Genomic DNA, 24090 nt, shown 5'->3' with positions numbered 1-24090 from the left:
ACCTGACCAAGACTCCATTTCATCGTTCATCTTCGCGTACGATTTCCAGCGCGGACAGCTCCTCCTCCCAAAGCCGCACTCGTCTGAGCATTTCGCCCTTCTTTGCCTGGAGCACCAATCCTTCTTCCTGAACAACGTACTTCATGGGATATGCTGCGTAGCTGGTTATGATCCAGCTATCCTCATCCTTCGTAATATATCCGTTGACGCAGCGCAGCTTTCCTTGATCATCGCGATATAAATAGGTCGTCGTGCCGAATCCAAGCAAATATGCCACGAGTTCTTCCCCCATATCCCAATCGTCGCCTGTCGCATTGGAGAACAGGGAGGAAAATAGTGGATCGCTTGCGTCCCGGAACACGGATTGTCCAAATCGATCGCGGGACAGGGACGGCATGTTCAAATTCGGGGCAGCCACGCTATAGGTCGAAGCGGCTTCGCCTGGCTGCAGGCGGCGTGGCGTAGACGACACGTTCCAATCGTAGCAGTTAAAGACAGCCATTGTCGAGCGATAGGCGGCCTCTAAGTACTGAGGATCCCCAAGTTGCTCGTAAGCTACCCGAGAGGAACCGGCTACAAGGCCTCCCCACAAGGAATGGATCATGTATGACAAGGCTTCCCACCAGCGATCCGGATTTTGCGCCCGATAATCATTACTGAAGCCGATATTGGCCAGAATCAGCTGACCGTATTTCTCCGCTTCTTCCCGCAATCCAACGGAGAGCAATGCCTCGCATGTGGGTCCGAAACCGGCATTATCATAGAAATGCTCCGTAATCGCTCCGGCAAATGGTTCCGTATTCCGCTCCAGCCTCCCTCCAAACTCCTTCCATAGCCGGGTCAACCTCTGATGCCATTCCAGCAGCCCTGCCTCCCATAAATCTTTAAGTAAATCATCGATGTATAGTATTAACACGCCACTCAAACCTGTTTCGTCCTTCTCTCTCTGACCTTGGTGACAATCCGGATTCAATCGGACAGAAAGCACCTCCGCAGCCCACTCCAAATAAGTTTGCGGCGTATTCAGCTTTAGCAGCGAAGCTTCAATGCGAGAGAGCAAGTAGAACACATGGGCGATATAGTCCAGATCAAATATACGATAAAAGCTTCCATATAGAGCTCGCGGCTTGAAGAAGTTGCCGGACTCGAACCAATGGCGTTTCATATCAAGCACAGCGGAGGCTTCCGCTTGGGCCACCTGCTCGGGAACCGGGGTCGTCAGACTATTTTTCATAAGCAAAAAAGTAAGCTTCCCTAACGATTCCCCCTGATTGGATAGCGGCAAAAATGCATGAGGTCTTCCCATCTTCCCCTCACCGTCATAGTTGTTGCGGCATAACCACTCCGCACGCTTCTCCAAAATGCGATCAATCGGTTCTAGTACGTTCCACACGAGCACATCTTTACGTCCATCCTTTAGCAGCAGCTCAAGCTTATGCTCCCCGGGCTCTCGTCGCTGCATGGCGGTCTGAAATAGCCGAGGACACTGCTCATCTACTATGAAATAAGCCGTAATGTCTTCCTCCTGAATCACGCCTTGATGAGGCGGTGAAGTTAGCAGCCTGACCTGCTGCACCTGCTGGCCGGGTGGAAGCTCCAACTCCGCTTGAAATAATCCATCTGATGTCAGCACCGGAGTATACGTCCAGCGGGGATGCCCGTGTTCTAACGCTCGGTTATAGAAGTCCTCTTGACTATCGCATGCTGTAAACACATACTCCCACTGCATACGCTGCCCGGCTTCCAGAGTGAGCGAACGGTACTCATCGCCGTAAATCCAGTCGACCGCTGCCGATTCCGGCATCGAGCTGCCATCCTCTACGAGCGACAAGCGATGGAACAGCAGCCCATCAAGCGATGGCGACACCTGCTCCAAAAAACGATTCTCATATCTGCAAAATGAACCAAACGCCGCGGTGCGGCCTTTTTTTCCATAAATAGCGAGATGCGGTGCCTCATTGCTGCGCCGAATCGCTGCAAATTTGGAGAAGTCTCCTCCCATATGCGCGAAAACCGCGCACGACTGCCTTATATTGCGCAGCACGTTTTCATCGCGAAACATCACATAGGCTAACGAGAACCAAACATGAAATCCGTCGATCCGCAGCGACGCGCCTGACCGGTTGGCTCCCTCGATATTCCAGCGAATTTGCTCCTCTTCAAGCCGATATGTCAGTGTAATCGTTAGGCCTTCTGCATCGAAAGAGATTTTGACACTGTGATCATTGTCTTTTACAATGGTTGGCATCAATTCGGAGCTTTGCAACGTGCGGCCGTTCACTACGGCTGTCCACTCCCCGAACAGCTTATCTTCATCATCATAACCCACTTCGGCCATATATGCGGATTCCACGACCCAGTTCATGGCGTAAGGATCATCCTTCATCAACAGAGACTCTAACGCTCCACGCTCTGTAAAGGCAAGTTCAAACTTTGGATTACTCAGTATGTTCATATGTCTCCACCCCTCAGTCCTGTCACCTTTATCATTTTTTGACTCCGCTAAGCGAAATGCCCCCTAGGATTAGATTTTGCGTAAAATAGAATAGTGTGGCCGGGAACAGAACCGATAAGCAAGATACCGCCATCAACTTCTCGTATTCAATATTAAATGCATTTTTGAATAAGTTAATTCCGAGCGGCAGCGTGTACATGCTCTGGTCATTTATAAAAATGAGCGGCGTTAAAAATTCGTTCCAGCACCAAACAAAATGAAATACTCCGATGACGACCACAATCGGACGACATAACGGCAGGATGATGCTCCAATAAATTTGCCAGCGGTTGCACCCATCAATTTCGGCCGCTTCGTCCAAATCTCGCGGAACCCCCATAATGAACTGCCGGGCTAGGAAGATGAAAAACGCGGAGCCGAACGCCCCCGGCAGAATCATGGGCCACAGCGTATTAATGAGCCCCATCTTGTTGTATTGAATATATAACGGGATGGCTGTTACATCCCAAGGAATCACCATCGTACCGATAACGAACAGAAACAGAGCACTTCTACCCCAGAAATTGATTCGGGCAAACCCGAATGCGACCATCGTCGCGGACAGCATGGCAAACGGAGTTGAAACAGCGACCACGATCAGCGTGTTTAGTAGGAAGCGACCAAACGGCTGTGCACTCCAAGCATCGGCAAAGTTGTGCCATTGCCAAGTAGACGGTATTAGCTCCGGCTTTGGTGTAAAAATATCCTCCGGCGCTTTGACCGCGGTAGACAGCATCCAGGCGATCGGAAAGAGAAATGCCGCTGCGCAGAGCACGATCAGAGCCAAAACCAGAATTGTTTGGATACGCTTTTTGCTCTCTATCGCATGCATTAACGTCCACCTCCGTCGTCTTCATAATGAACCCAGTATTTGGACGATGCCAGAACGAGGCCGGTCAACAGGACGATCAAAATGAACATCACCCAGGCCATGGCCGAAGCATAACCCATTTTAAAGTGGGTGAACGCATTACGGTAGACATGCAAGGAGTAGAAATACGTCGAATTCGCCGGCCCGCCGCCCGTCAGCACGAAGGCAAGGACAATCGTCTGAAAGGCCGAGATCAGGCTCGTCAAAATATTAAATAATATCGTCGGCGTAATCAGCGGAATCGTGATGTTGAAGAATTTGCGCACTGGCCCCGCTCCATCAATATCTGCTGCTTCATAATATTCGGAAGATACCGAGCGAAGCGCTGACAGGTATAACACCATCGGAGAACCAACGCCCCATAAAGCAATAAAAATAAGTGCGTATAAAGCAACGTTCGGATCCGTCAACCAATGTACCCGCGGAAGCCCAACGAGCTCCAGCATGTAATTGATCGGCCCGAAATCGTCATTCAGCATCCAACTAAAAATCAACGCGAGCGTTACCCCTTGAATTAAAGATGGCAAATAAAAAATCGATCTAAAAAATTTAATGCCATAAGTTGCTCGGTTGAGCAGTACAGCGATTAATATCGCGAATATGACCTGCAAGGGCACCATTATAAATACATACTTAAACGTAACGATCATCGATTTAAAATAGAAAGGATCGTTCGTGAACATATGAATATAATTTTTAAGGCCAATAAATTTCGGACTGCCGACCATATTCCATTCGGTGAAGCTGATTCCGAGAGAAAACATCATAGGCCCGAACATCAGTAGAAGAAATCCGATTAACCACGGCGAAATAAAGAATAAACCGGCTGCATTCTCTCGAAGTCTTTTTCGTCTGAAGGAACGTTTCATTAGAGTATGACCTGCGTTGGATTGTGTCATGTTGTCATCACCTCAATTTGAGGAGAAAGGGAAGCCTTGCAGCCCTTCGCTTGTAAGCCTGTCATAGCTTTTCGCAGGCTCGTAAGCTTGTAGGCCTCAAGGCCCCCATCCTTCCATTACTATAAATCCGTATTGCAACCTGTTATTTCAAAACTGCTTGAGCCTGCTTGGCCGCATCATCCAAAGTACTCTGAATATCGGCATTATTATAGAAGATCGCCTGCACTCCGGCGCGAATCATATCCTCGGCCTCACTCCATTTTTCGTTCCGCATACTCGCAATTAGCTTATCGCTACCTTCCAGCTCTTTAGCAAACGCTTCCAAATAAGGGTCTTTAGCATAGCCATTCTCTTCATCTACGGAGATGACTGGCGAGAATGCGAATTTATTCGCAGTGATGATCTTGATTCCTTCCTCGCCCGACATGAACTTGATCAATTCCCATGCCGCCTCTTTGTTCTTGCCAGTCTTCGGCATCGAGTAGCCTGACGTATGGATAATACCTTTCAAGCTGCCGCCCTCAGGCAGAGGATGCGTCACGGTTCCAATATCTAATTTACCTTCCTTTAAAATGTCTCCGAGCGGCCACATTCCGTTGTCAAACATGGCGATTTGTCCCGTTTGGAACGATTCCAGACCGTTGTTCGTACTGAATTTGCCCGCCGAGTTGATTTTGGAGGATGCATCGTACAACTGTTTCAGGAAAGTCATCGTCTCCACGTTCTCAGCACTGTTCAACACCCCTTCAGTCGTTTGCCCGTCCTCGCTCACCATATCTCCGCCGTTGCTCCAGACATAGGGCTGCATCGTCATAACATCATCCGGCGTCATAATGAATCCGTATTGTCCCGGCTTGGTCAGCTTATGGACGGTATCGACGAATTCGTCCCACTTCCACCCGTCTTGCGGATACGGTACGCCCGCTTCATCGAACAGCTTCTTGTTGTAGTAAATGGCACGCGTGGAGTACGTTGTTGGCAGTCCCCACAGTTTTCCGTCATATTTCATGTAATCCATTAAGATCGGATAATATTTGCCAAGATCATAATTGTCCTTGTCTACCCAAGCCTGCATATCTTCAAGGGCCCCGCCCGGCACATACAGCGGATAGTTCCAGGCCATAAACACATCAGGAGCAGTGTCTGAAGCAAGCGATGTCAACAGCTTCTGATCATAGTTGTCCGGCACGGATTCGACTTTAACTTTAATGCCAGGATTTTTCTCCATAAAAGCGTTAATTGCATTCTGGTAAGGCTGAAGCGTCTGTCCGGAGTCCCAGGTCATAAAACGAAGCGTCACTTCATTTCCTTCAGTTCCTTTATTTCCTCCATTAACTGCTGCGCCGGATGAATTGGCACCGCTTTCAGTTTTGCCGCCGCAAGCGGACAGCAAACCAAGACACAACGCTGCTACCAGGGATAGCATTAACCACATCTTATTCCTGCTTTTTCCCTTGCTTGTACTGATGCTCATTTTCACATTGACCCCTCCCTAATGTGTGGTTCATATATATGTGAGCTTGTCCCCATCGACAAGTTGTCACCATTTAGTCAAAGATTTAAACGTTTAGATTTTACTGGAAAAGAAAAGCTGTCACGAAAAAACACTCATTTTCTCGGGGCAGCCACGGAATCGCGCTCAATCAACCGGCAGACCGGCATTTCCATAGGCTCGCTTTTCTTTCCACGCATGAAATCATGGAGAATCTCCATCGCCCGGTATCCCATTTCATGCAAGGGAATATCCATCGTTGTAATCCGGGGAGTCAAATAATCGCTAAATTCCCGATTATCAAATCCGATGATGGACAAATCGGCCGGTACCTTCACTCCCACTTCATTAGCCGCTTCCAAAACACCTACAACCATTACGTCATTCATAGACAATATCGCTGTTGGCGGCTCCGGCAATGCCAGCAATTCCTTCGTTAACCGATAACCCGATTCTCGCTCCCAATCCCCCATCTTGATATATAGCGGGTCGAAGGGCAGTTCGAAGTCCGTTACCGCTTTATAATAGCCATTCAAACGGAGCCGGGACGGGATCGAATCCATCAAGCCACTAATAATGGCGATCCGCCTGTGTCCCTTTTGAACCAAATAGGACATCGCTTCATAGGAGGCCTGCTCATCATTATATTGAATCGCTACATCGTCCTGGGTGTACCCGTAGGTGTAAACGATCGGTTTTCCCTCCGTATCGATCAATCCACTCAAGTCCCGGGTATGTACGCCAATGTAAATGATGCCGTCTACTTGCTTGCTTAGCAGCTCGGACACAGCGCTTGTAGCATACTTTTTGTACTTGTCGATGTTATCGAAATCACGGCCGATCCGTTTATCCAGCCGCAGGTTCGTCAGCAAAATATGCAGGTCGTGGCGATCGCCGTAATCGTTGATGCCGTCAATAATTTCCGGCGTATTAAATACAGTAACGTCTTCGGCAATTACACCAATCGTATCGGTACGTCTTCGTTTCAGGCTTTTTGCAATATCGTTTGGCTTATAGTTAAGCTCTTCGATTACTGCCAGTACCCGTTCACGTGTCTTGGGACGAACATTACGCGTACCATTAAGGACGTAGGAGACGGTAGCTGTAGACACATTCGCTTTGGCTGCTATATCTTTAATGCTAATGTTGGACATACTCTCCACCTCCTTGAATAAACCAATCGAAATCTAAACGTTTAGATTTATATTTTTTATATCATATTCGCTTTTTATATGCAAGCGTTTTCTTCAAAAAGGGGAGTAATTAATGGATTATTGGCTAATATGTTTTCTAAAAGTGTAGATATTTTTTGGTAAACTGGTTATAATAAGCCAAAGTTAATATGCTAATCAATGATTGGAAGAGTAGTTATTGTCCTCTAAGTCAAAGCGAGCCGGGATGGTGAGAGCCGGCCGGAGTCAATAATGAAACGGATCCATGAGATGGACTTCTGAACAATAAGTAGGGAGCCCCGGCTAAAACCGTTATTTTATAAGTTGGTTAAACCTTATGTTTAGCAACAAGAGTGGTACCGCGAGTGCGATAAGTCCTCGTCTCTTATGAGACGTGGGCTTTTTTTGTTTTATTAAAAAACTGTATATGGGGGATTTGATGATGTTAAGTCAATCGATCGTACAAGATATAAAGAAAGCTGCCCCTGCACATCGCTGAATTAATCAAGGCCAAACTGATCGAACAAGGGAATATGCAAAACTTATTGAGTCGAGTCGAAATCCTGCCTCCCGGATTTTTAAATTTATTTATCAATTGGGAAGAATGGGTACAGCGTGATTTCGAACTGCCGAAATACACGAATGAAAAGGTAGTTATCGAGCATACCTCCATTAACCCAAATAAATCAGCACATATCGGCCATCTTAGGAATTCCTGTATCGGCGATACGTTAGTAAGGCTGCTAAGAAGAGTAGGCTATCATGTCGAAGTCCATAATTATATCGACGATTTAGGCAATCAATTGGCAGATACGGTGGTTGGACTGCTGAATATTCCTTTATCGGGAGAGTATGAGCGTTTTGGGGACTATTGCTGGGATTTATACGCAACAACCAATAAGGAGTATCAGACTGTTGAAAAAGCCCCTATCTAGATCACATTACCGCGTTAATTTGGTATAATATAGGTAATATATTGAAAGTGTGGTGTGCGAATTGCCTAACATTCAACAAGATAGAAATCAAATTGAATTGGTTAGTATAGATATGCTTGTACCAAAAGATCATTTACTACGAATCATTGATGAAAACGTAGATTTTTCATTTATTACGGAGATGACTCGCCCCTACTATCACGGCACATTAGGGAGGCCTCCAATTCACCCGATTCGCCTTTTCAAAATGATGCTGATTGGTTATTTGTATGGCATTCACTCCGAAAGGCAATTAGAGCAAGAAATTAAAACGGACGTAGCCTACCGCTGGTTCCTCGGTCTAGGCTTAACGGATCCTGTGCCGGATCACTCGACGATTAGTTACAACCGTAATGTGCGATTCAAAGGATCTACCATTTTTCAAGACATTTTTGACGAAGTAGTCCGTTTGGCCATCCGTCATAACATGGTAGGGGGACGTGTTCTCATTACTGATTCAACGCACATCCAAGCTAACGCGAATAAAAATCGTTCATCGATGCAAGTTGTGACGGAAACGCCCCTTGAATATTTAAAAGAATTGGAGACAGCTGTTAATCAAGAACGAGAGCGTCATGGAAAAAAGCCGCTGCCGCCCGTGAAAAACGAAACGATTGAAAAAAAACTGCGAGTGAGTAACACCGATCCAGAAAGTGGCTTTATGAAGCGTAAAGGTAAACCCGAAGGGTTTTATTATTTGGATCATCGTACAGTCGATCACAAATTCAATCTCATTACGGATGTCCATGTTACCCCTGGAAATGTGAATGACTCAACCGTTTATATAGAAAGACTTCAAAGACAGATCGATACATTTGACTTTCACAATACGTTAGAAGCTGTTGCTTTGGATTCAGGATATATGACGCCCTACATATGCAAAAAAACAAGCGAGATGGGTATTTTCAGTGTCATCGCTACTCGTAATGCCCCTACAGCAGAGGGGACTATACCCAAAGAAGAGTTTTCCTATGACCCGCAACAAGACGCTTATATATGTCCCAATGGATCTAAGCTGACTTACCACACAACCAATCGCAATGGATACAAAGAATATATGTCCAACCCTGACTTATGTGGCCAATGCCCATTATTGGATAGCTGTACATCAAGCAAAAATCGTAAACGTAAAATTCAGCGGCATGTTTGGGAAGGGTTTAAAGAGCGAGTAGAAGCGAATTACCGTAGCTCTTCAGGACAGATCTTGTATAAGCTCCGTTGTAAAACAGTTGAGCGAAGCTTCGCGGATGCCAAAGTGCTCCATGGGCTTCGCATTTCCCGTTTGCGTGGCCGGGAAAAAGTGCAGGAACAAGCACTGATGACTGCCATAGTGCAGAACATTAAGAAAATAGCAAGGCACCTAGCCAAGCTTTTTTCTCGTACAAACGGGAACTCACCTTATATTTTAATCCTTTCGATTCTGGATTTCCGTGGAAAGTATGTTTTCTTGCATAGAAAATCAATTACTTCAACAGTCTGGAGTATACGGTTAATTACAATTTGGCGAATAAACGAACCGAGGTGCTGCATGCGCTAGAGAACGGTATTTCCAATGTCTCCTGGATCGGCATGCTGGCCGCAGAGCGTATCGTACGTGAACATATAGAAGATATGAGCGAGTTTGGAATCAAGTATGATTTGTTAGTCTGGGAGAGCAGCATCGTCAGAGAAGGTTTTTGGTCTTCAGCATTCCAGCTTCTGCAGCAGACCTCTCTTTTTTATCAAGAGACCGAAGGCAAATTGGCTGGATGTTGGGTATTGAAGCAGAGTTCAGGGGATGTAAATAGGGAGGGCCAACCTCAGGAAATGACCGATCACGCTATGGAGAAAGTTCTGGTGCGTTCAAATGGCATTTTGACTTACACCGCCAAAGATATCGCCTACCATCTGTGGAAATACGGACTGCTTCAAAAGGAATTTTCATATCAACCCTTTTCCGATGGTTTATGGACTACCTGCTCTCATGGTATCGTAAAAAATTTCGGTAATGCCGATCGGGTTATCAACGTCATTGACTACAGGCAGGAATACCCTCAGGCTATGGTAAAGCAGGCACTTCAAGCGCTAGATTATTCGAAAGAAGCAGAAAAGCTACATCATGTGAGCTATGGCGTTGTTTCGTTGAGCCCCTCGTCAGCCTCGCAATTGGGAATTGATATATCTGATGGAAAGAGCTCGTATGCGATGTCTGGCCGTCAGGGAATTGGTATAAAAGTGTCCGAATTAATCGATATCATGGAGAACGTAATTGAGAGCAAGAGATCCGAGCAAAGCGGGCTGTCCAGTCGAGATATTGCCACGGCGGCTATACGGTATTATTTACTGCGCTTTAACCTTCAGACCGAGGTGGTATTTGATTTGCAGCAGGCGACTGAAATTTCAGGAAATACCGGAGTATATTTGCTGTATACTTATGCCCGTGCCACTAGTGTCTTGAACAAAGCGAGGGAGCAGAACAATAATCCAGCTTCAGCTCCAATTGAAATAACTTCATCAGAGCAAGCAGAGAGAGCTTTGCTAAGGCATATCAGCACTTGGTTAGATACCTTACACCATGCCAGCCAAGACTTAACACCCAATACGATATGCACCTATGCTCACCAACTGGCTACTTTATTTAATAACTTTTATTCAGCTTGCCCCATTCTTAAGGCCAGGGGCGAAGTCCAGCTGTTTCGCGTTTGGTTGACTGCAAAAGTCATAGAAACTCTAGGGGATGCGCTTGAGGTTCTTGGTTTGCCTACGCCGGAGCGAATGTAATAAACGCAAAAAACTCTCCTATGGAGAGTTTTAGATACGTCCCAGAAGGGATACTCGCGCACCAAGCGCGAGACTCCGTTCGTTCTGCCGCTCCACGCGGTGATCTCACTCCGACGAACCCCCAAGGGGTTCTCATCCTCTGGGAAGCGCAAAAAACTCTCCTTTGGAGAGTTTTAGATACGTCCCAGAAGGGATACTCGCGCACCAAGCGCGAGACTCCGTTCGTTCTGCCGCTCCACGCGGCGATCTCACTAACGACGAACCCCCAAGGGGTTCTCATCCTCTGGGAAGCGCAAAAAAACTCTCCTATGGAGAGTTTTAGATACGTCCCAGAAGGGATTCGAACCCCTGACCGACGGCTTAGAAGGCCGTTGCTCTATCCAGCTGAGCTACTGGGACATAATAAGTATGTATGAAAAGGATGCGTTATTTATTATAACGCATCCTTTTCTTTTTTCAAAGTATATTTTTATGAAGACATGTCTTCCCCAATTCCATTTGACAGTCTCTCCTTTAATTTCTCGGAAATATCCCCATAAGCAAGCAGCTGCTCCTTAAAATTCGTACGCTGTTCAGCGGGCTCAGGCCAGCCTGTGTCGCAGAAGTTCTCCTCGGCTACCTCGGCATAAGCCTGATGAAGGCTATTGTCGTACCAATCGACTTCCAGATCCGCATCGCTGCGAATCATTCTGATGATTTCGTAGTTTTCGCTGCCAGCTTGTGAACGGGCTACATATACGAACAGTTCTGGATCACCAACTGCCCCTGGCCACACCTGTATTTCAGCGCATTCCCGACCATTATGCTCAGCCATCCGCCGAAATTTGGCTTCCTTGATATAGTACATGTTCCTTCGCTCCTCGTTCATCTTAAATTAATCTTCGTCCTGCTCAGCTCCATAACCTATTCTCTGTAATTCTCGCCTCGTCTCTTCCGTACCAAGCCGGTAAATTTCCCGATATACTTTATCCATCTGACTCTGATACCCACTGTTAACTATAGCTTCCGACGTATCCGGCCAAGGATACGTATATGCAGCAAAGGAGCTTTCCTCCTTCTTTCCAATCCACTCCAGCATATGTCTTAAGTTATTTGCCATTTCAGGAGATGCTTCGATCGTCCACTCATAGGCCGCAGCGCCTTGTTCCTCCAAAACTGAACGTCCTTGCACAGACACATAATACCGTGTTTTCACCATCGAGCCTCCTCGCAATATCCTTCAAACCTATTTGCCTTGATGGGGATCGTATTACCATTGTGTACATTAAGACAAAAAAAATGCACGGGAATAGAGCTAAAAAGCCCCCGCAAACGCAAACTACCAGCCCGGAGATCCGGACTGGCAGCACATCCCTTGCTAAATTATGCGGTTTTACTCGATGCTTTTATTTCACTAGTTTTACTTAACAGCTTCTTAAGCAGCACCTATTCACAATAACACAGCCCCGTGCCGCTTCATTTTTTATTCAGAAGGCTTACGCATCGTAAGACCGACTCGTCCCTTTTTGGTATCTACGTTAAGCACCCATACGGTCACATTATCACCGACGGAAACAACGTCCATCGGATGCTTCACATATCCTTTGCTAAGCTGGGAGATATGAACTAATCCATCGTTCTTGATGCCGATATCGACAAAAGCCCCAAAGTCAATGACGTTGCGAACCGTACCTTGAAGCTCCATACCTGGCGTTAAATCTTCGATCTTCAGGACATCCGTACGGAAAATCGGTGGCGGAAGCTCCTCGCGAGGATCGCGTCCCGGACGCTGCAGGCTATCAAGAATATCCCGCAATGTGGGCACGCCTACGTCCAGCTGTACTGCCAAATGGTCTGGTTCCAAGGTTGAGAGCATCTCGGCCAGTTCCTTCGTTCCAAGCTGGCTTAGCTCGACACGCAACTCCTTAAACAACCGGGTAACCACCTCGTAAGACTCGGGATGGATCGGTGTGCGATCAAGCGGATTCTCCCCATCACTAATTCGCAGAAAGCCGATGCATTGCTCGAACGTTTTGGCACCAAGGCGCGGCACCTTCTGAAGCTGCTTGCGACTTGTGAATTTTCCATTTTCTTCGCGAAACTTAACTATATTTTTAGCAATGGTCGTATTAACGCCCGATACGTAAGACAAGAGTGAAGGAGACGCCGTGTTCACGTCTACGCCGACATGGTTGACCGCAGATTCAACCACGGCGGTCAGGCTCTCGTCCAGATGCTTCTGGGATACGTCATGCTGGTATTGCCCGACGCCGATCGCTTTAGGTTCGATTTTTACAAGCTCTGCTAGCGGATCCTGCAATCGTCTCGCAATCGACACCGCACTTCGTTCGGCGACATCCAGATCCGGAAATTCCTGCTGCGCCAGCTTTGAAGCCGAATATACGCTGGCTCCCGCTTCATTCACGATCAAATAAGCCAGCTCAGGGTCATTGCGTTCAGCAATAACTTCTGCGACGAATTGCTCCGTCTCACGGGAGGCCGTACCGTTGCCAATGACAATAAGCTGCACGCCGTACTTATTAATCAATTCATTGAACTTAGCTGCGGCTTCCCGTTTCTTATTATTCGGAGGAGTCGGGTAAGTCACAGCCACTTCAAGCAGCTTGCCGGTATCATCAACGACGGCAAGCTTACAGCCTGTACGATAAGCCGGATCTACGCCAAGCACAGTTTTCCCCTTGACAGGAGGCTGAAGCAGCAGACTCCGCAAGTTTGCAGAGAAAATAGAGATGGCTTGCCGCTCGGCCTTTTCCGTCAGCTCCGATCGCACTTCTCTTTCGATTGAAGGGGCCAGCAGCCTTTTATAGGAATCCTCTATTACGCTTTGAAGAGTACCCTCGGTAACGGAGTGGCCCTTAATAGTCCGACTGGCGATATGGCGATATATTGTCTCCGTATCCAACTCCAAAGATACCTTGAGTACATTCTCACGTTCTCCCCGATTAATGGCCAGTATGCGGTGAGGCGGCAGCTTCTTGGCAGGCTCACGGTAGTCGTAATACATTTCGTACACGGACTCTTCTTCGGGATTTTTGGCTTCCGAAACGATCACGCCATGATCCATGCTGTACTTCCGTACCCAAGCCCTAATTCCCGCCTCATCGGCAATCCCCTCGGCAACTATATCCATAGCACCTTGCAGAGCCTCTTCAGCTGTTTCAACCGCAAGATCCGTGTTTATATACTTGGCTGCCTCCTCGAACATTTCCCCGTCTCTTGGCTGAGATAACAACCAGTTCGCAAGAGGTTCCAGGCCTTTTTCTTTGGCAACGCTGGCTCTAGTCTTCCGTTTTTGCCGGTATGGACGGTATAAGTCCTCGACCTCTTGAAGCTTCACCGCCTGAACAATCGCGGCTTCCAGCTCCCCAGTCAATTTTCCTTGCTCAGCAATAATGCGTATCACTTCACGCTTCCGAACCTCCAGGTTCCGTAAGTATTGTATCCGATCATCTATATCGCGAAGTTGATTTTCGTCCAGCTCGCCGGTCATTTCTTTACGATAACGAGCCACAAAAGGAATGGTATTCCCCTCATCTAACAGTTGAGCAGTCGTCCGTACACTTTTCAAAGGCAGCCCAAGCTCTTTAGCTACCTGCGTAATGATTCGTTCATGAACCTCGGCCTTAATTTGTTCCTCATTCGTTGCCGTTTCCGGATTGATTTTACTTTGTGACAAGGTCATCCCTCTTTCATCCTCAAATTACACTGTTCTTATTATCACAAAATTGATGGCTTATTGCCAGTACAGGGCGCATTACTAGATGTTAGATAACGATTGAGACGTATTTTTCAGTAGAGAGACCGTGTTTTGAGCGGTAATTTTCTAGCGACTATGACCGCCTCAGGTCTGCTAAAAACTATAAATCTATACACAGAAAAATAGCAAAAACACCGTACTTGCAGTACGGTGTCTGGTCATCGCTTTTAGAAACTTGAGTAGTTGATGATGCCCTCCGCCGAGGAATAAGCAACAATGGCAAGAATTACGATCAAGAAAATGATACCATAAATGACGGTACCGATGATTCCGCAAACCATGCCGGCGATCGAGAGGCCATGGCCTTTTTCTCGGGTAACCTTGATTTCTTTAAAGGAAAGTGATGCAAAAATAATTGCGATAATTCCTATAAAAAATCCGAGATACGGAGTGATGATTGCCAATATGCCTAATACTAACGCAACTATCGATTTACCATTTGTATTCGGTTCGCCGCTTGGCGAATGCCCTGGCGGCTGTGGTGGTGCTGGCGGATAATTATAATTGTACTGTCCTGAAGTATTATAATCCATTAACAATGATCCTCCTCGGAAAATAGATACGCTTATTATACCAGATTCAGCCATTGAAGCTATCGAGAAATCAAAATTCATTATATAGGTTATAGGTTGGCGAATATTCCCGAAGATGAAAGCAAGATAAAGACGCCCTAAAAAGAAAGGACGTCTTGAGGGGGACTCTCCCCTTGTTCATCAAAAATCAATTAATCCGAGACTAATAAGCAGCGAATCGTTAACCTTCTTCATCGTCTCATCATCCAGATGCGTAATTTTATCCGTCAATCTCTGCTTATCAATCGTTCGTATCTGTTCAAGCAAAATGACAGAATCCCGGTCAAAACCATGCGTTGCTGCTTCAATCTCTACATGAGTTGGCAGCTTCGCTTTTTGAATTTGGGCAGTAATAGCAGCAACGATTACCGTCGGGCTGAATCGATTGCCAATATCGTTCTGGATGATAAGCACAGGTCTTACCCCTCCCTGCTCAGAGCCGACAACAGGGGAAAGGTCTGCAAAAAATACGTCGCCGCGCTTTACAATCAATGGTCACACCCCGCTAACTAGGCGGTCCAGAGTGCTGTCTGCATCTTCCTCCGCGTGGAAAGCTTCCGAGGCCATGGTTAAGTTAATCTTGGCCATTTCCATGTAGCCCCGCTGCATAGATTCCCGGATGAAACGCTTCTTCCGTTCATTTAAATACAGCTTCATGGCTTGCCTAATAAGCTCACTACGATTGGAGTTCTCCATAGCAACGATTCCATCCACTTCCTGCAATAGATGATCCGGTAAGCTGATCATAATTCTTTTGGTGTTCTGCATATTGGCCATCTTAAAACATCCACCCCCAAAACCTTGTCGACCCAGATCCTTGTGACTCAGTATAGCAATATTCAAGGATATTTATACAAAAGAATATATGCTGAGTATATATCAAGTATGCTGCATTTCATTATAACCAAAAATAGCATGAGCGTACATACCTGATCATTTCCATCTTTAACATTCGAGCATAATGTATATCATTCGATGGACCTAGCATAAATTCCTTCCATAGGAAGATAGTTTTGTAGTTTTTTGTCTGCGAGTCACGCAAACAATGGATTAACTAAAAGATGCGGTTTATTAGTGCCTATATATAGGCGGGGCACACGATGAGCCAGCATACAAATTAATTCGTAGTGAATGGTATCGAGCATGGAGGCCAGTTCGTCCGCTGTAATCGTAGCACCGGACTGCTGGCCGATGAGTACAACCTCCTCACCGACTTGGATTTCTTCAGCCTCTTCAGCTAAAGATTGTAGCGAAACCATACATTGGTCCATGCAGATGGTTCCGACGACAGGGACACGCTGTCCACGAATGAGTACCTGTGCCTTACCACCAAGCATCCGTGAATATCCATCGGCATAGCCTATTGGCAGCGTTGCGATAATCTCCTCCCGATCGGTCACATATCTTGCTCCATAACTTATGGAGGAATGCGGCGGCAAAGTTTTCACATGCACCGTTTCCGTCTTAAGGGATAAAACCGGACGCAGCGCAACCTGCTCTTTGTGAACTTCAGCCGATGGGTAGAGACCATACAATGCAATGCCAATTCGTACCATCTGGCACGAAATCTCCGGTAAGTCAATTGCAATTGCGCTGTTGCCTGTATGTATTATCGGGATATCCAAATCAAATTGCTTCAGCGCATGGACTACATTCTGAAAACGCCGGTACTGTTCCAATGTATAGCTCTTATCTTCTTCATCCGCTGTTGCAAAGTGGGTAAATAAACCCTCCACTTCCACTTGCGGTAAGCTTATCGCATCGCGGATGAAATCTAACGCCTCCTCTCCAGGCAGGAGTCCGAGACGCCCCATACCAGAATCGATTTTGATATGGACCTTCAGTTTATTAGGATACTCGCCGGGATCAATAGCCTTGATCGCGTCAAGCACTTCTCGACTGAACAGAGTAAGCGTTACCCCATTCTCCCACGCCGTACGAATTCCATCCGGAGGGGTATAGCCCAGAACTAGAATGGGTATGGTCAGACCTGCTTGGCGCAGCTCTAACGCCTCATCCAGAAATGCTACGCTAAGATAATCAGCCCCGTAGCTTTCAAGTTCCTTGGCAATAGGAACAGCTCCGTGTCCATATGCATTTGCTTTAACACATGCTAACAGCTTCATGCCTGACGGTATTCTGCTTCGCAAAGCAGTGTAGTTGACATAAAGCGCGTCCAAATCGATTTCAGCACGGGTAGGTCGATACTTCACTTGCACTTTGTAGGTCACCTTCTCTAATGAGTGAAAATCCATCATCAAACAATACACTAATCGTAATGTTCCTGAAGGCGGCTGTCAATTATACAAAATAAACCATTTTGTGCATATGAAGTAATTTTAAACTAAAAAACCAGTTTCTCCAAATATCTCCAAATATAAAGAAGAGACAGACTGACGGGTTCGTAGCCCCTACAGCCTATCCGAAGTACCGCAAGTCCGTCAGCCTCTTCTTATTTACCCGTTTGTTCCTGCATAGACGCGGCTATTTTCACCATCTCATGCACAGGAAGATTATCGCTTGTAATCCGGAATTCCAGACCATCTGTCGTCCAGGTTAAAGTCTGCAACTCATCGCCTGTTAACAGACCGGCCGTAAACCCGAGGTCGATGACTTCCCCTGCCGCCAGCGCAACGGTACGATCCGCTGAACGGGATTCAGTCAATGTAAATTGATATGTACCGTCATATCGGAGAAGGACGCTGCTTCTATCACTATCATCTACGACTTTGTCATCTTTATACACCACGCCCTCCGGTAAATAAGTCGGTTCAATGATACCGAACGGCTCGCTTAATGCCGGGGCTTCCATACTTTGATCATCTGCTCCCTGCTCTGCGATGTCAGCTCCTGATTCAGAAGCCTCTTTGCTCTCTACAAGCATTCCGTTCTCATCCACTTCGAGCAGTGTTCCTTTGGATTGTTGACCAGCCGTATCCAGGTTGTGCTGCATATCAAATGATTTATCGTCAAACTTGGCGTCAAATTTAAATTGATCGAATTTCACCTCGACCACGACTCTCGCCTCAGCATCGGATACCTGAACCTGCTTTGGTGCATAATCATTTTTGGCTAACCATATTTTTTGTCGAACTAATGCATGAGTATTGTAGTTCGCTGCCACATCAAACACATAACTGTCCTTATCACTTACAAATTGACGGGTACTATCTGTCAGGATACTTCGCACAAGCGTCTGATAGAGATAAACCTGTCCTTGGCTTTCCGGCCAGTCACTTTGAAACCGGAAGCTCTTGTTCAAGCTGGGCGTCAGCACGTAAACACCCTGATCATTTTTGAGAACGATCTGCGTAATGTCCTTCTGGGCATTCGTCAGAGCAATTCGATAAAATGACGGATTCTGATACCATACCTCCACCTTGTATTCCTGAGGCTTATCGCCCGTATGAAGCGTCATCGTTCCCGAGCCCTGATAACTTTCCAAATTCGCAACGACTTTGTCCAAATCCTTGACGACACCGTCAGCATCCTTCTTGCCGCACCCGCCCAATACAGCACTTAAGCATATTACAATTACTAGCGCCCAAGTGATCCGTCGCATGAGATCATCCCCTCTGCAGATTGATTTCCTAAACTGATAACATGTCTATGAGGGAACTTGGCCGATTATGCGGACTAGTTTGAGGAGCATGACAGTTGAAGTACAGGGGTCTGCAAAGAGTTAGTCCTGCGCGTGCTCAGTACCCCAGAATTATTTCATCATATAAGGTTGAGTGGGGCAAAGCACTCTATTTGGCTTTAGATGCATCTATTGAAGCCGTTAATGGCCTTGGGGCGACCGGCCAATCAGGATGAGATGAATTGCCGCTCCTCCTGCCTGGCGCGCATTCGCTCCAGACGATACAAGCTCCGATGAGCCATATACAAGAATGGAACGCCGCAAAAGGTCAGCAAGCCGAGAAGAGCAAATATAAGCTGCGACGAAGCCACTCCAAGGCTATCAAGCAAAAAACCGCCGATTAAAGGAGCTAACACCATCCCCAAATTATTAAATCCAAACATACCGAAATATGCTCCCCTCAGCTCCGCCTCGGCGATGCGATCGATAAGTACGTCCGCGGCCGTGAAGGTCAACACTTCCCCAATGGTAAAAATGACTACACAAGCCATGAGAGGCAAAAGGGCATCGAACATCCCGAATAGGACAAGGCTTACGCCCGTAAACAAGTTACCAGCAATGATCGGCAGTGCCGGCGCAAAGCGAGCCGCGAGCCGAACAAGTGGATATTGAACCGCCAGCACAACTACTGCATTGAGAGACAGTAAATAACTGAACCATTTGACCCCTTCCTCAATTCGTGGACTCAGCTCCATATATTGAGCCAATGTAGAATCGAAATGTCCCCAGCCAAGCACACAAAAAGTCATCCCGATCAAAACCAACATAAATGTCCGATTGCTGCTCGTCGCTTTCAACGCCTCGGCCAAACCAATGCGTTGCTCGGTCCCCCTGTTAACTTGTCCCAACTCCGAATACCGCCAAAACTGCATGAGCAGGCATAGACCATAACAGGCATAAACGGCAGCCGCTATCAGAAATACGCGGTTCGAGTCAGAAGCTCCCACCTGAAGTCCGAGCAGCGGCCCGATAACCACCCCTAAGTTGATGGCAGCATAGCGCAAATTGAACACGAGCAGTTTACTCTCTTTGGGCGTGATATCAGCGAGCAGTGCGCGAGAAGTAGGCTCAAACGTTGCCCTGCATAGGCCGTTCAGTGCATTCATGATGAAGAACATCCATATCTGATTTGCATATGCAAACCCCACAAATACTAGCACCCAGCCGAAAATAGCTATGTAGAGCACTTTTTCGCGGCCGATAATATCGGATATATAACCCCCGTAAAAACTGGAAAACACACCGATCAGCGAACTGACGGCGACGACGATTCCCGCCTCTGCAGGCGTTGCTTCCATAGATCGGATCAAGTAAATAGATAGAAACGGAATGCTCATGGAAATCGCCGTACGGCCAAATATTGTACCGATGATGATCGTCCAAGAGAGCGGATGAATTTGCTTGAAATGAGCGTTCATAGTTACGCCTTCTTTTTTACATATTATGCAAAACCATTCAACAATTAAACTCCTAATTCATTGAACTGTCAAGATGTATGGATTAAGCGCAAATATGATAAAATGGAGTCCAATACTTGGTAAAACTAATGAATAGGAATAGGTAGGTATATGGCATGATTCATAACGCTCAAAACATACTGCTTGTCGAGGATGATATATCGATTAGCGAGATGGTTATTAGCTATTTGTCCAAAGAAGGCTATACCCTCATTCATGCACGGGACGGAGAGGAGGCGCTCCGCTTGTTTAGCGAGCATAACCTTGCCCTCGTTCTGCTGGACCTCATGCTGCCTCATTTAAATGGCATGGACTTTCTGAAGAAAATTAGAGAGCAGAGCCGCATTCCCGTGCTTATTATTTCAGCGAAGGATAGCGAAGTAGATAAAGCGTTGGGCCTTGGCTTTGGAGCGGATGACTACATCGCTAAGCCCTTCTCGCTGATTGAATTGACTGCTCGCGTAAAATCCGCCATTCGCCGGGCAACGGAATATTCAGAATCTGGGGGGAACGCACTACTTCAACCCAATATTGTAACCGTACAGGATATTATAATGGACATCGACAATATTCGGATCAGCAAGAGAGGGGCTGAAATTCACCTTACCGCTAAAGAGTGGAGCATATTAAAGCTGCTGTTTACCTATCCCCAAAAAATATTTACGAAAGAACAAATTTACCGTTCCGTGTGGGGAGACGAGTATTACGGTGACGAGAATATTATCAATGTCCATATGAGCCGGCTACGCGAGAAGATCGAGGACAACCCTTCCTCCCCGCAATATATTAAGACCGTCTGGGGAATCGGCTACAAACTGGGCGACTTCGGCTCATGAAAGTTCTAGTGCTTCTCCTCGCCCTCCTCGCCGTATTGTCAATCGGACTGAACTTCCTTCAATATGCAGCCTGGCGAAAACGCGAAGCGAGTCTCGTGGATGTATCCCAGAAACTAAACCGTATCTTGGATGAACAATCTGCCGAGCAACTACTTCTTTTTACCGACGATACATATTTACAGTCCCTAGTAAACGACATTGAGCGGCTCCGAACCGAAAGTCAAAAGATGTCCGTTCGTTATGCAAGAACTGAACAATCCATGAAGAAAATGCTCGCGAACATCTCGCATGATCTAAAAACCCCATTGACCGTCATATTAGGATATATCGAAATTATTCAACACGAGCCTGACATGAAAAGTTCGGAACGAAGCCGCTTGCTGCAAAATATTCAACAAAAAACAATGGAAATCATTTCTTTAATGAATTCTTTTTTTGATTTGGCTAAATTGGAATCCGGTGACCAGCAGCTCTCCCTAACGAAGGTGCATATGAATGAAATTTGCCGCAAAAATATTTTAGCTTTCTATGAATGGGTTCACTCCAGTGGCATGGAGGCCATCATTGAAATCCCTGACCAGCCGATATACGCCTACGGCGATGAAGAGGCGTTAAATCGAATTCTAACCAATCTGCTTTCTAATGCGATCCGTTACGGCCATGAAGGAAAAACACTTGGCCTAACTCTAACTGCGGATGAGGCGCATATCAGAATAGAAGTATGGGATCGGGGCAAAGGCATTCAGGAGCAAAATTTGGAGCGAGTCTTCGAGCGCATGTTCACGCTTGAGGAATCCAGAAATCGCTCTTTTCAAGGCAGCGGTCTCGGTTTGACGATTACGAAGAGACTCGTAGAGGCGATGGACGGAACAATCTCCCTGCACAGTCTTCCTTACCAAAGAACAACTTTCACAATCCAACTGCAGCGCGCGGTAGAACCAAACTTAAGATTTTCGTAAGATTCATATCACAAAAAAGATAATGTCTGCAGCTAGAATACAGTTGTAATAAACGAAAGGAGACATGCCGCGTGAATTATATCATTCAGACCCTGGGGCTAAGTAAAGCCTATGAGGGGAAGGAAGTTATCAGCAATGTGAACTTAAATGTTCGAAAGGGCGAAATTTACGGATTCCTTGGGCCCAATGGCTCAGGCAAGACGACCATCATGAAAATGCTGACCAATCTCGTAAAGCCGACGACCGGCGATATTCTATTGTTTAATGAACATTTAACAGCCTCTTCCTATGAAGTGCTGGGACGGCTTGGCAGCATCATAGAGTATCCAATCTTCTATGAGAAAATGACGGCTGCGCAAAACTTGGAGCTGCATGGTAAATACATGGGCTATCCTAACAAGCATGCCATCCTGGAGGCTCTGGAGATGGTCGGCTTAAAAAACACGAATCAGAAGCCCGTCAAGGAGTTCTCCCTCGGCATGAAGCAGCGGCTCGGGATTGCCAGAGCCATTATGACTAAGCCTGAGCTGCTTATACTGGATGAACCGATTAACGGCCTAGACCCGCTAGGAATTAAAGAAATACGTCATCTGTTTCAAGTTTTGAACAAGGATTATGGGATTACCCTCCTGATATCTACTCATCTATTAAGCGAAATCGAGCAGATTGCCGATACGATCGGAGTTATCAGCGAAGGCAGATTAATCGAAGAAGTGTCTATGGAAAGCATCCGGGGCCAGAATACGGAGTTTATTGAGCTCATCACCACCGAGCCTAGCCGAGCAGCAGCCATCCTGGATCACCAGCTCCGAATATCCAATTTTAAAGTTCTGCATGACCGGAATATTCGCATTTACGACAACTCTATCTCTCAAGGAGATATTTTCAAGGCGCTGGTTCTGCAAAATATCGAGATCGAAGCAATAAACAAGAAGGTCATGTCCCTTGAAGAATATTTTCTCGATCTTGTCCAGGGCGACAGTAAGAGGGATCAAGGAGGAGTTCATTGATGATAAAACTAATGAGGCTAGAGCTTATGAAATTCTCGCTGGGATGGTATTTTATCAGTGCCATTATCGCTAACTTATGTATCATTGCCATGATGATCGTAATTAATTATGTAGAAGCGTCGGGTGAAATGGCTATCAAAGATCTGGAAGAAGCCTGCGTTGTCATCGGATCGTCTGTCAGAGCTACCTTTGTCATTTTGGCAGGGGTGATGGTCGCTAAACTCATTATCGAGGAATATAAGAATAAGACCATCTTTGTTCTATTCACCTACCCGATCAGCCGCAAAAAAGTGCTTACAGCAAAGCTGCTGTTTATTGCGGCCTTAACAGGTGCAGCCGTTTTTATTTCAAACTTATTCACGGCTGGGGTCTTCCTGCTTCTGAATTCTTCTCTGCATATCATTCCGGGAATTGTAGACATGGCCTTCCTCCAGCAGCAGGTGTTATCGATTCTTACTTTTTCGATCGCTACGGCGGGTACTAGCCTGATTCCACTATATTTCGGATTGCGCAAACAATCCATTCCAGCAACCATCGTATCTTCTATACTGATCGTCGCGCTGATCAGCTCGCATAACCCCGCTTTTTCGATCGCATCGATCATTTACGTGCCGCTAGCGCTATCTGTTGTCGGCGTTGCTATTGCCAGCTGGGCCATCCGCAATGTTGAAACAACCGATGTCTGCTAATGCTAATCTTCTCACTCAGACTGTTTAAGCTTTGGCCTGTCACGGTTTGCCTTCATTTTCTCTTGAAGCACATCCTTGAATCTAACAGGTTTATTGTACCTGTCACTTTTCCTGGAAAGATGCAAGATTGGTGATCTGGGGTGTTGGGAGTAATATGGTAATGAACTGTGAACGACAATGTTCATAGCTATTTTGCTCCTTTCTTCGCCACCTCTATCGCATATTGCAGCATGATTATGTATGATTACTAATAAATACACTGAAGTAAATTACCCGTTTTCCGGATGTATTAAACTTAATACGTAAAAAACAGGAGTAAAGTTGCAGCTTTCATTAAAGTCATCGAACCGCCTTATCTGCCTTGTGAGTAAATTATGGAACATGATACATTAGAATTAACAAGCAGTCCGCGCTGTTCATTTACGATCAGGCTTCCGTTTTTATATACCGGATAAATTCTGACTCCATGAAATTGTGTGCAAAACAGGCCCTTACCTGGATATCCTGT

At 46.3% G+C, this 24090-nt stretch carries 19 protein-coding genes, 1 tRNA gene, 2 pseudogenes and 1 other annotated feature; of the genes and pseudogenes, 7 read left to right on the top strand and 15 right to left on the bottom strand.

All coding sequences use genetic code 11. The features are described 5' to 3' along the window. Positions 1-19 precede the first annotated feature (19 nt). The 5 genes from EIM92_RS09985 to EIM92_RS09965 all read right to left on the bottom strand — a co-directional run bounded on the left by EIM92_RS09985 (position 20) and on the right by EIM92_RS09965 (position 6910). Positions 20-2455, bottom strand: a complete 2436-nt coding sequence (locus EIM92_RS09985) for a hypothetical protein (protein WP_125082518.1) — start codon at positions 2453-2455, stop codon at positions 20-22. Between the two features lie 31 nt (positions 2456-2486). Next, the gene (locus EIM92_RS09980) at positions 2487-3326 is read right to left on the bottom strand and encodes a carbohydrate ABC transporter permease (protein ID WP_125082517.1); all 840 of its coding nucleotides are present in this window, start codon (positions 3324-3326) and stop codon (positions 2487-2489) included. Further along, entirely contained in the window at positions 3326-4264 is a 939-nt protein-coding gene (locus tag EIM92_RS09975; RefSeq protein WP_125082516.1) for a carbohydrate ABC transporter permease, read from the bottom strand. The genes EIM92_RS09980 and EIM92_RS09975 overlap by 1 nt, the downstream gene beginning before the upstream one ends. 142 nt (positions 4265-4406) lie before the next feature. Further along, positions 4407-5738 carry an ABC transporter substrate-binding protein gene (locus tag EIM92_RS09970; protein ID WP_246021402.1) on the bottom strand — a complete coding sequence of 444 codons (1332 nt, stop codon included), beginning with the start codon at positions 5736-5738 and terminating at the stop codon, positions 4407-4409. A gap of 134 nt (positions 5739-5872) precedes the next feature. After that, entirely contained in the window at positions 5873-6910 is a 1038-nt protein-coding gene (locus EIM92_RS09965; protein ID WP_125082515.1) for a LacI family DNA-binding transcriptional regulator, read from the bottom strand. Between the two features lie 189 nt (positions 6911-7099). Further along, positions 7100-7317 (top strand) — a binding site (T-box leader). Positions 7318-7473: 156 nt separating this feature from the next. Between EIM92_RS09965 and argS the strand changes: the two genes are divergently transcribed. The 3 genes and pseudogenes from argS to EIM92_RS09950 form a co-directional block, all read left to right on the top strand. Then, complete coding sequence (gene argS, locus EIM92_RS09960; RefSeq protein WP_425464179.1) at positions 7474-7863, top strand: arginine--tRNA ligase domain-containing protein; 390 nt, start codon at positions 7474-7476, stop codon at positions 7861-7863. Positions 7864-7915: 52 nt separating this feature from the next. After that, positions 7916-9271 (top strand): annotated as a pseudogene (locus EIM92_RS09955) (IS1182 family transposase); the annotation flags it as partial. 113 nt (positions 9272-9384) lie between these two features. After that, positions 9385-10662: pseudogene (locus EIM92_RS09950) on the top strand (DALR anticodon-binding domain-containing protein); the annotation flags it as partial. 325 nt (positions 10663-10987) lie between these two features. Here EIM92_RS09950 and EIM92_RS09945 read toward each other — a convergent pair. From EIM92_RS09945 to EIM92_RS09900, 10 genes are all read right to left on the bottom strand, one after another. After that, a tRNA-Arg gene (locus EIM92_RS09945) sits at positions 10988-11061 on the bottom strand. Between the two features lie 70 nt (positions 11062-11131). Continuing rightward, positions 11132-11509 (bottom strand): hypothetical protein, encoded by a 378-nt coding sequence (locus EIM92_RS09940; RefSeq protein ID WP_125082513.1) that lies wholly within the window; start codon positions 11507-11509, stop codon positions 11132-11134. Between the two features lie 27 nt (positions 11510-11536). Next, positions 11537-11860, bottom strand: coding sequence for a hypothetical protein (locus EIM92_RS09935; RefSeq protein ID WP_125082512.1), 324 nt, complete (start codon positions 11858-11860; stop codon positions 11537-11539). Between the two features lie 264 nt (positions 11861-12124). After that, entirely contained in the window at positions 12125-14344 is a 2220-nt protein-coding gene (locus tag EIM92_RS09930; protein ID WP_125082511.1) for a Tex family protein, read from the bottom strand. A 242-nt stretch (positions 14345-14586) separates the two neighbouring features. Then, entirely contained in the window at positions 14587-14952 is a 366-nt protein-coding gene (locus EIM92_RS09925) for a DUF4190 domain-containing protein (RefSeq protein WP_125082510.1), read from the bottom strand. A gap of 180 nt (positions 14953-15132) precedes the next feature. After that, entirely contained in the window at positions 15133-15483 is a 351-nt protein-coding gene (locus EIM92_RS09920) for a type II toxin-antitoxin system PemK/MazF family toxin (RefSeq protein ID WP_125082509.1), read from the bottom strand. Between the two features lie 3 nt (positions 15484-15486). Beyond that, positions 15487-15768, bottom strand: a complete 282-nt coding sequence (locus tag EIM92_RS09915; RefSeq protein WP_019638235.1) for a CopG family ribbon-helix-helix protein — start codon at positions 15766-15768, stop codon at positions 15487-15489. 257 nt (positions 15769-16025) lie between these two features. After that, entirely contained in the window at positions 16026-17210 is a 1185-nt protein-coding gene (alr, locus tag EIM92_RS09910) for an alanine racemase (RefSeq protein WP_125085106.1), read from the bottom strand. A gap of 233 nt (positions 17211-17443) precedes the next feature. After that, the gene (locus EIM92_RS09905; RefSeq protein WP_125082508.1) at positions 17444-18553 is read right to left on the bottom strand and encodes an outer membrane lipoprotein-sorting protein; all 1110 of its coding nucleotides are present in this window, start codon (positions 18551-18553) and stop codon (positions 17444-17446) included. 245 nt (positions 18554-18798) lie between these two features. Continuing rightward, positions 18799-20049, bottom strand: coding sequence for an MDR family MFS transporter (locus EIM92_RS09900; protein ID WP_125082507.1), 1251 nt, complete (start codon positions 20047-20049; stop codon positions 18799-18801). A gap of 155 nt (positions 20050-20204) precedes the next feature. On the opposite strand from EIM92_RS09900, the gene EIM92_RS09895 reads away from it, so the two are divergent. From EIM92_RS09895 to EIM92_RS09880, 4 genes are all read left to right on the top strand, one after another. Further along, positions 20205-20924 (top strand): response regulator transcription factor, encoded by a 720-nt coding sequence (locus tag EIM92_RS09895; RefSeq protein WP_125082506.1) that lies wholly within the window; start codon positions 20205-20207, stop codon positions 20922-20924. Continuing rightward, positions 20921-21883 carry a sensor histidine kinase gene (locus tag EIM92_RS09890; RefSeq protein ID WP_125082505.1) on the top strand — a complete coding sequence of 321 codons (963 nt, stop codon included), beginning with the start codon at positions 20921-20923 and terminating at the stop codon, positions 21881-21883. The genes EIM92_RS09895 and EIM92_RS09890 overlap by 4 nt, the downstream gene beginning before the upstream one ends. 71 nt (positions 21884-21954) lie before the next feature. Then, complete coding sequence (locus EIM92_RS09885; protein WP_125082504.1) at positions 21955-22893, top strand: ABC transporter ATP-binding protein; 939 nt, start codon at positions 21955-21957, stop codon at positions 22891-22893. Further along, positions 22893-23582, top strand: a complete 690-nt coding sequence (locus EIM92_RS09880; protein WP_125082503.1) for an ABC transporter permease — start codon at positions 22893-22895, stop codon at positions 23580-23582. Before EIM92_RS09885 ends, EIM92_RS09880 begins: the two co-directional genes overlap by 1 nt. Positions 23583-24090 lie beyond the last annotated feature (508 nt).

Source organism: Paenibacillus lentus (genome assembly GCF_003931855.1).
Taxonomy (GTDB): domain Bacteria; phylum Bacillota; class Bacilli; order Paenibacillales; family Paenibacillaceae; genus Fontibacillus; species Fontibacillus lentus.
This window is presented reverse-complemented; position numbering and strand designations above follow the sequence as displayed.

Coding starts and splice junctions, on each gene's coding strand:
- EIM92_RS09880 (WP_125082503.1), top strand. CDS start 22,893: ATGATAAAACTAATGAGGCTAGAGCTTATGAAATTCTCGCTGGGATGG.
- EIM92_RS09895 (WP_125082506.1), top strand. CDS start 20,205: ATGATTCATAACGCTCAAAACATACTGCTTGTCGAGGATGATATATCG.
- EIM92_RS09935 (WP_125082512.1), bottom strand. CDS start 11,860: ATGGTGAAAACACGGTATTATGTGTCTGTGCAAGGACGTTCAGTTTTG.
- EIM92_RS09940 (WP_125082513.1), bottom strand. CDS start 11,509: ATGTACTATATCAAGGAAGCCAAATTTCGGCGGATGGCTGAGCATAAT.
- EIM92_RS09925 (WP_125082510.1), bottom strand. CDS start 14,952: ATGGATTATAATACTTCAGGACAGTACAATTATAATTATCCGCCAGCA.
- EIM92_RS09930 (WP_125082511.1), bottom strand. CDS start 14,344: ATGACCTTGTCACAAAGTAAAATCAATCCGGAAACGGCAACGAATGAG.
- EIM92_RS09975 (WP_125082516.1), bottom strand. CDS start 4,264: ATGACACAATCCAACGCAGGTCATACTCTAATGAAACGTTCCTTCAGA.
- EIM92_RS09900 (WP_125082507.1), bottom strand. CDS start 20,049: ATGAACGCTCATTTCAAGCAAATTCATCCGCTCTCTTGGACGATCATC.
- EIM92_RS09970 (WP_246021402.1), bottom strand. CDS start 5,738: ATGAGCATCAGTACAAGCAAGGGAAAAAGCAGGAATAAGATGTGGTTA.
- EIM92_RS09890 (WP_125082505.1), top strand. CDS start 20,921: ATGAAAGTTCTAGTGCTTCTCCTCGCCCTCCTCGCCGTATTGTCAATC.
- EIM92_RS09905 (WP_125082508.1), bottom strand. CDS start 18,553: ATGCGACGGATCACTTGGGCGCTAGTAATTGTAATATGCTTAAGTGCT.
- EIM92_RS09980 (WP_125082517.1), bottom strand. CDS start 3,326: ATGCATGCGATAGAGAGCAAAAAGCGTATCCAAACAATTCTGGTTTTG.
- EIM92_RS09915 (WP_019638235.1), bottom strand. CDS start 15,768: ATGGCCAATATGCAGAACACCAAAAGAATTATGATCAGCTTACCGGAT.
- EIM92_RS09965 (WP_125082515.1), bottom strand. CDS start 6,910: ATGTCCAACATTAGCATTAAAGATATAGCAGCCAAAGCGAATGTGTCT.
- EIM92_RS09985 (WP_125082518.1), bottom strand. CDS start 2,455: ATGAACATACTGAGTAATCCAAAGTTTGAACTTGCCTTTACAGAGCGT.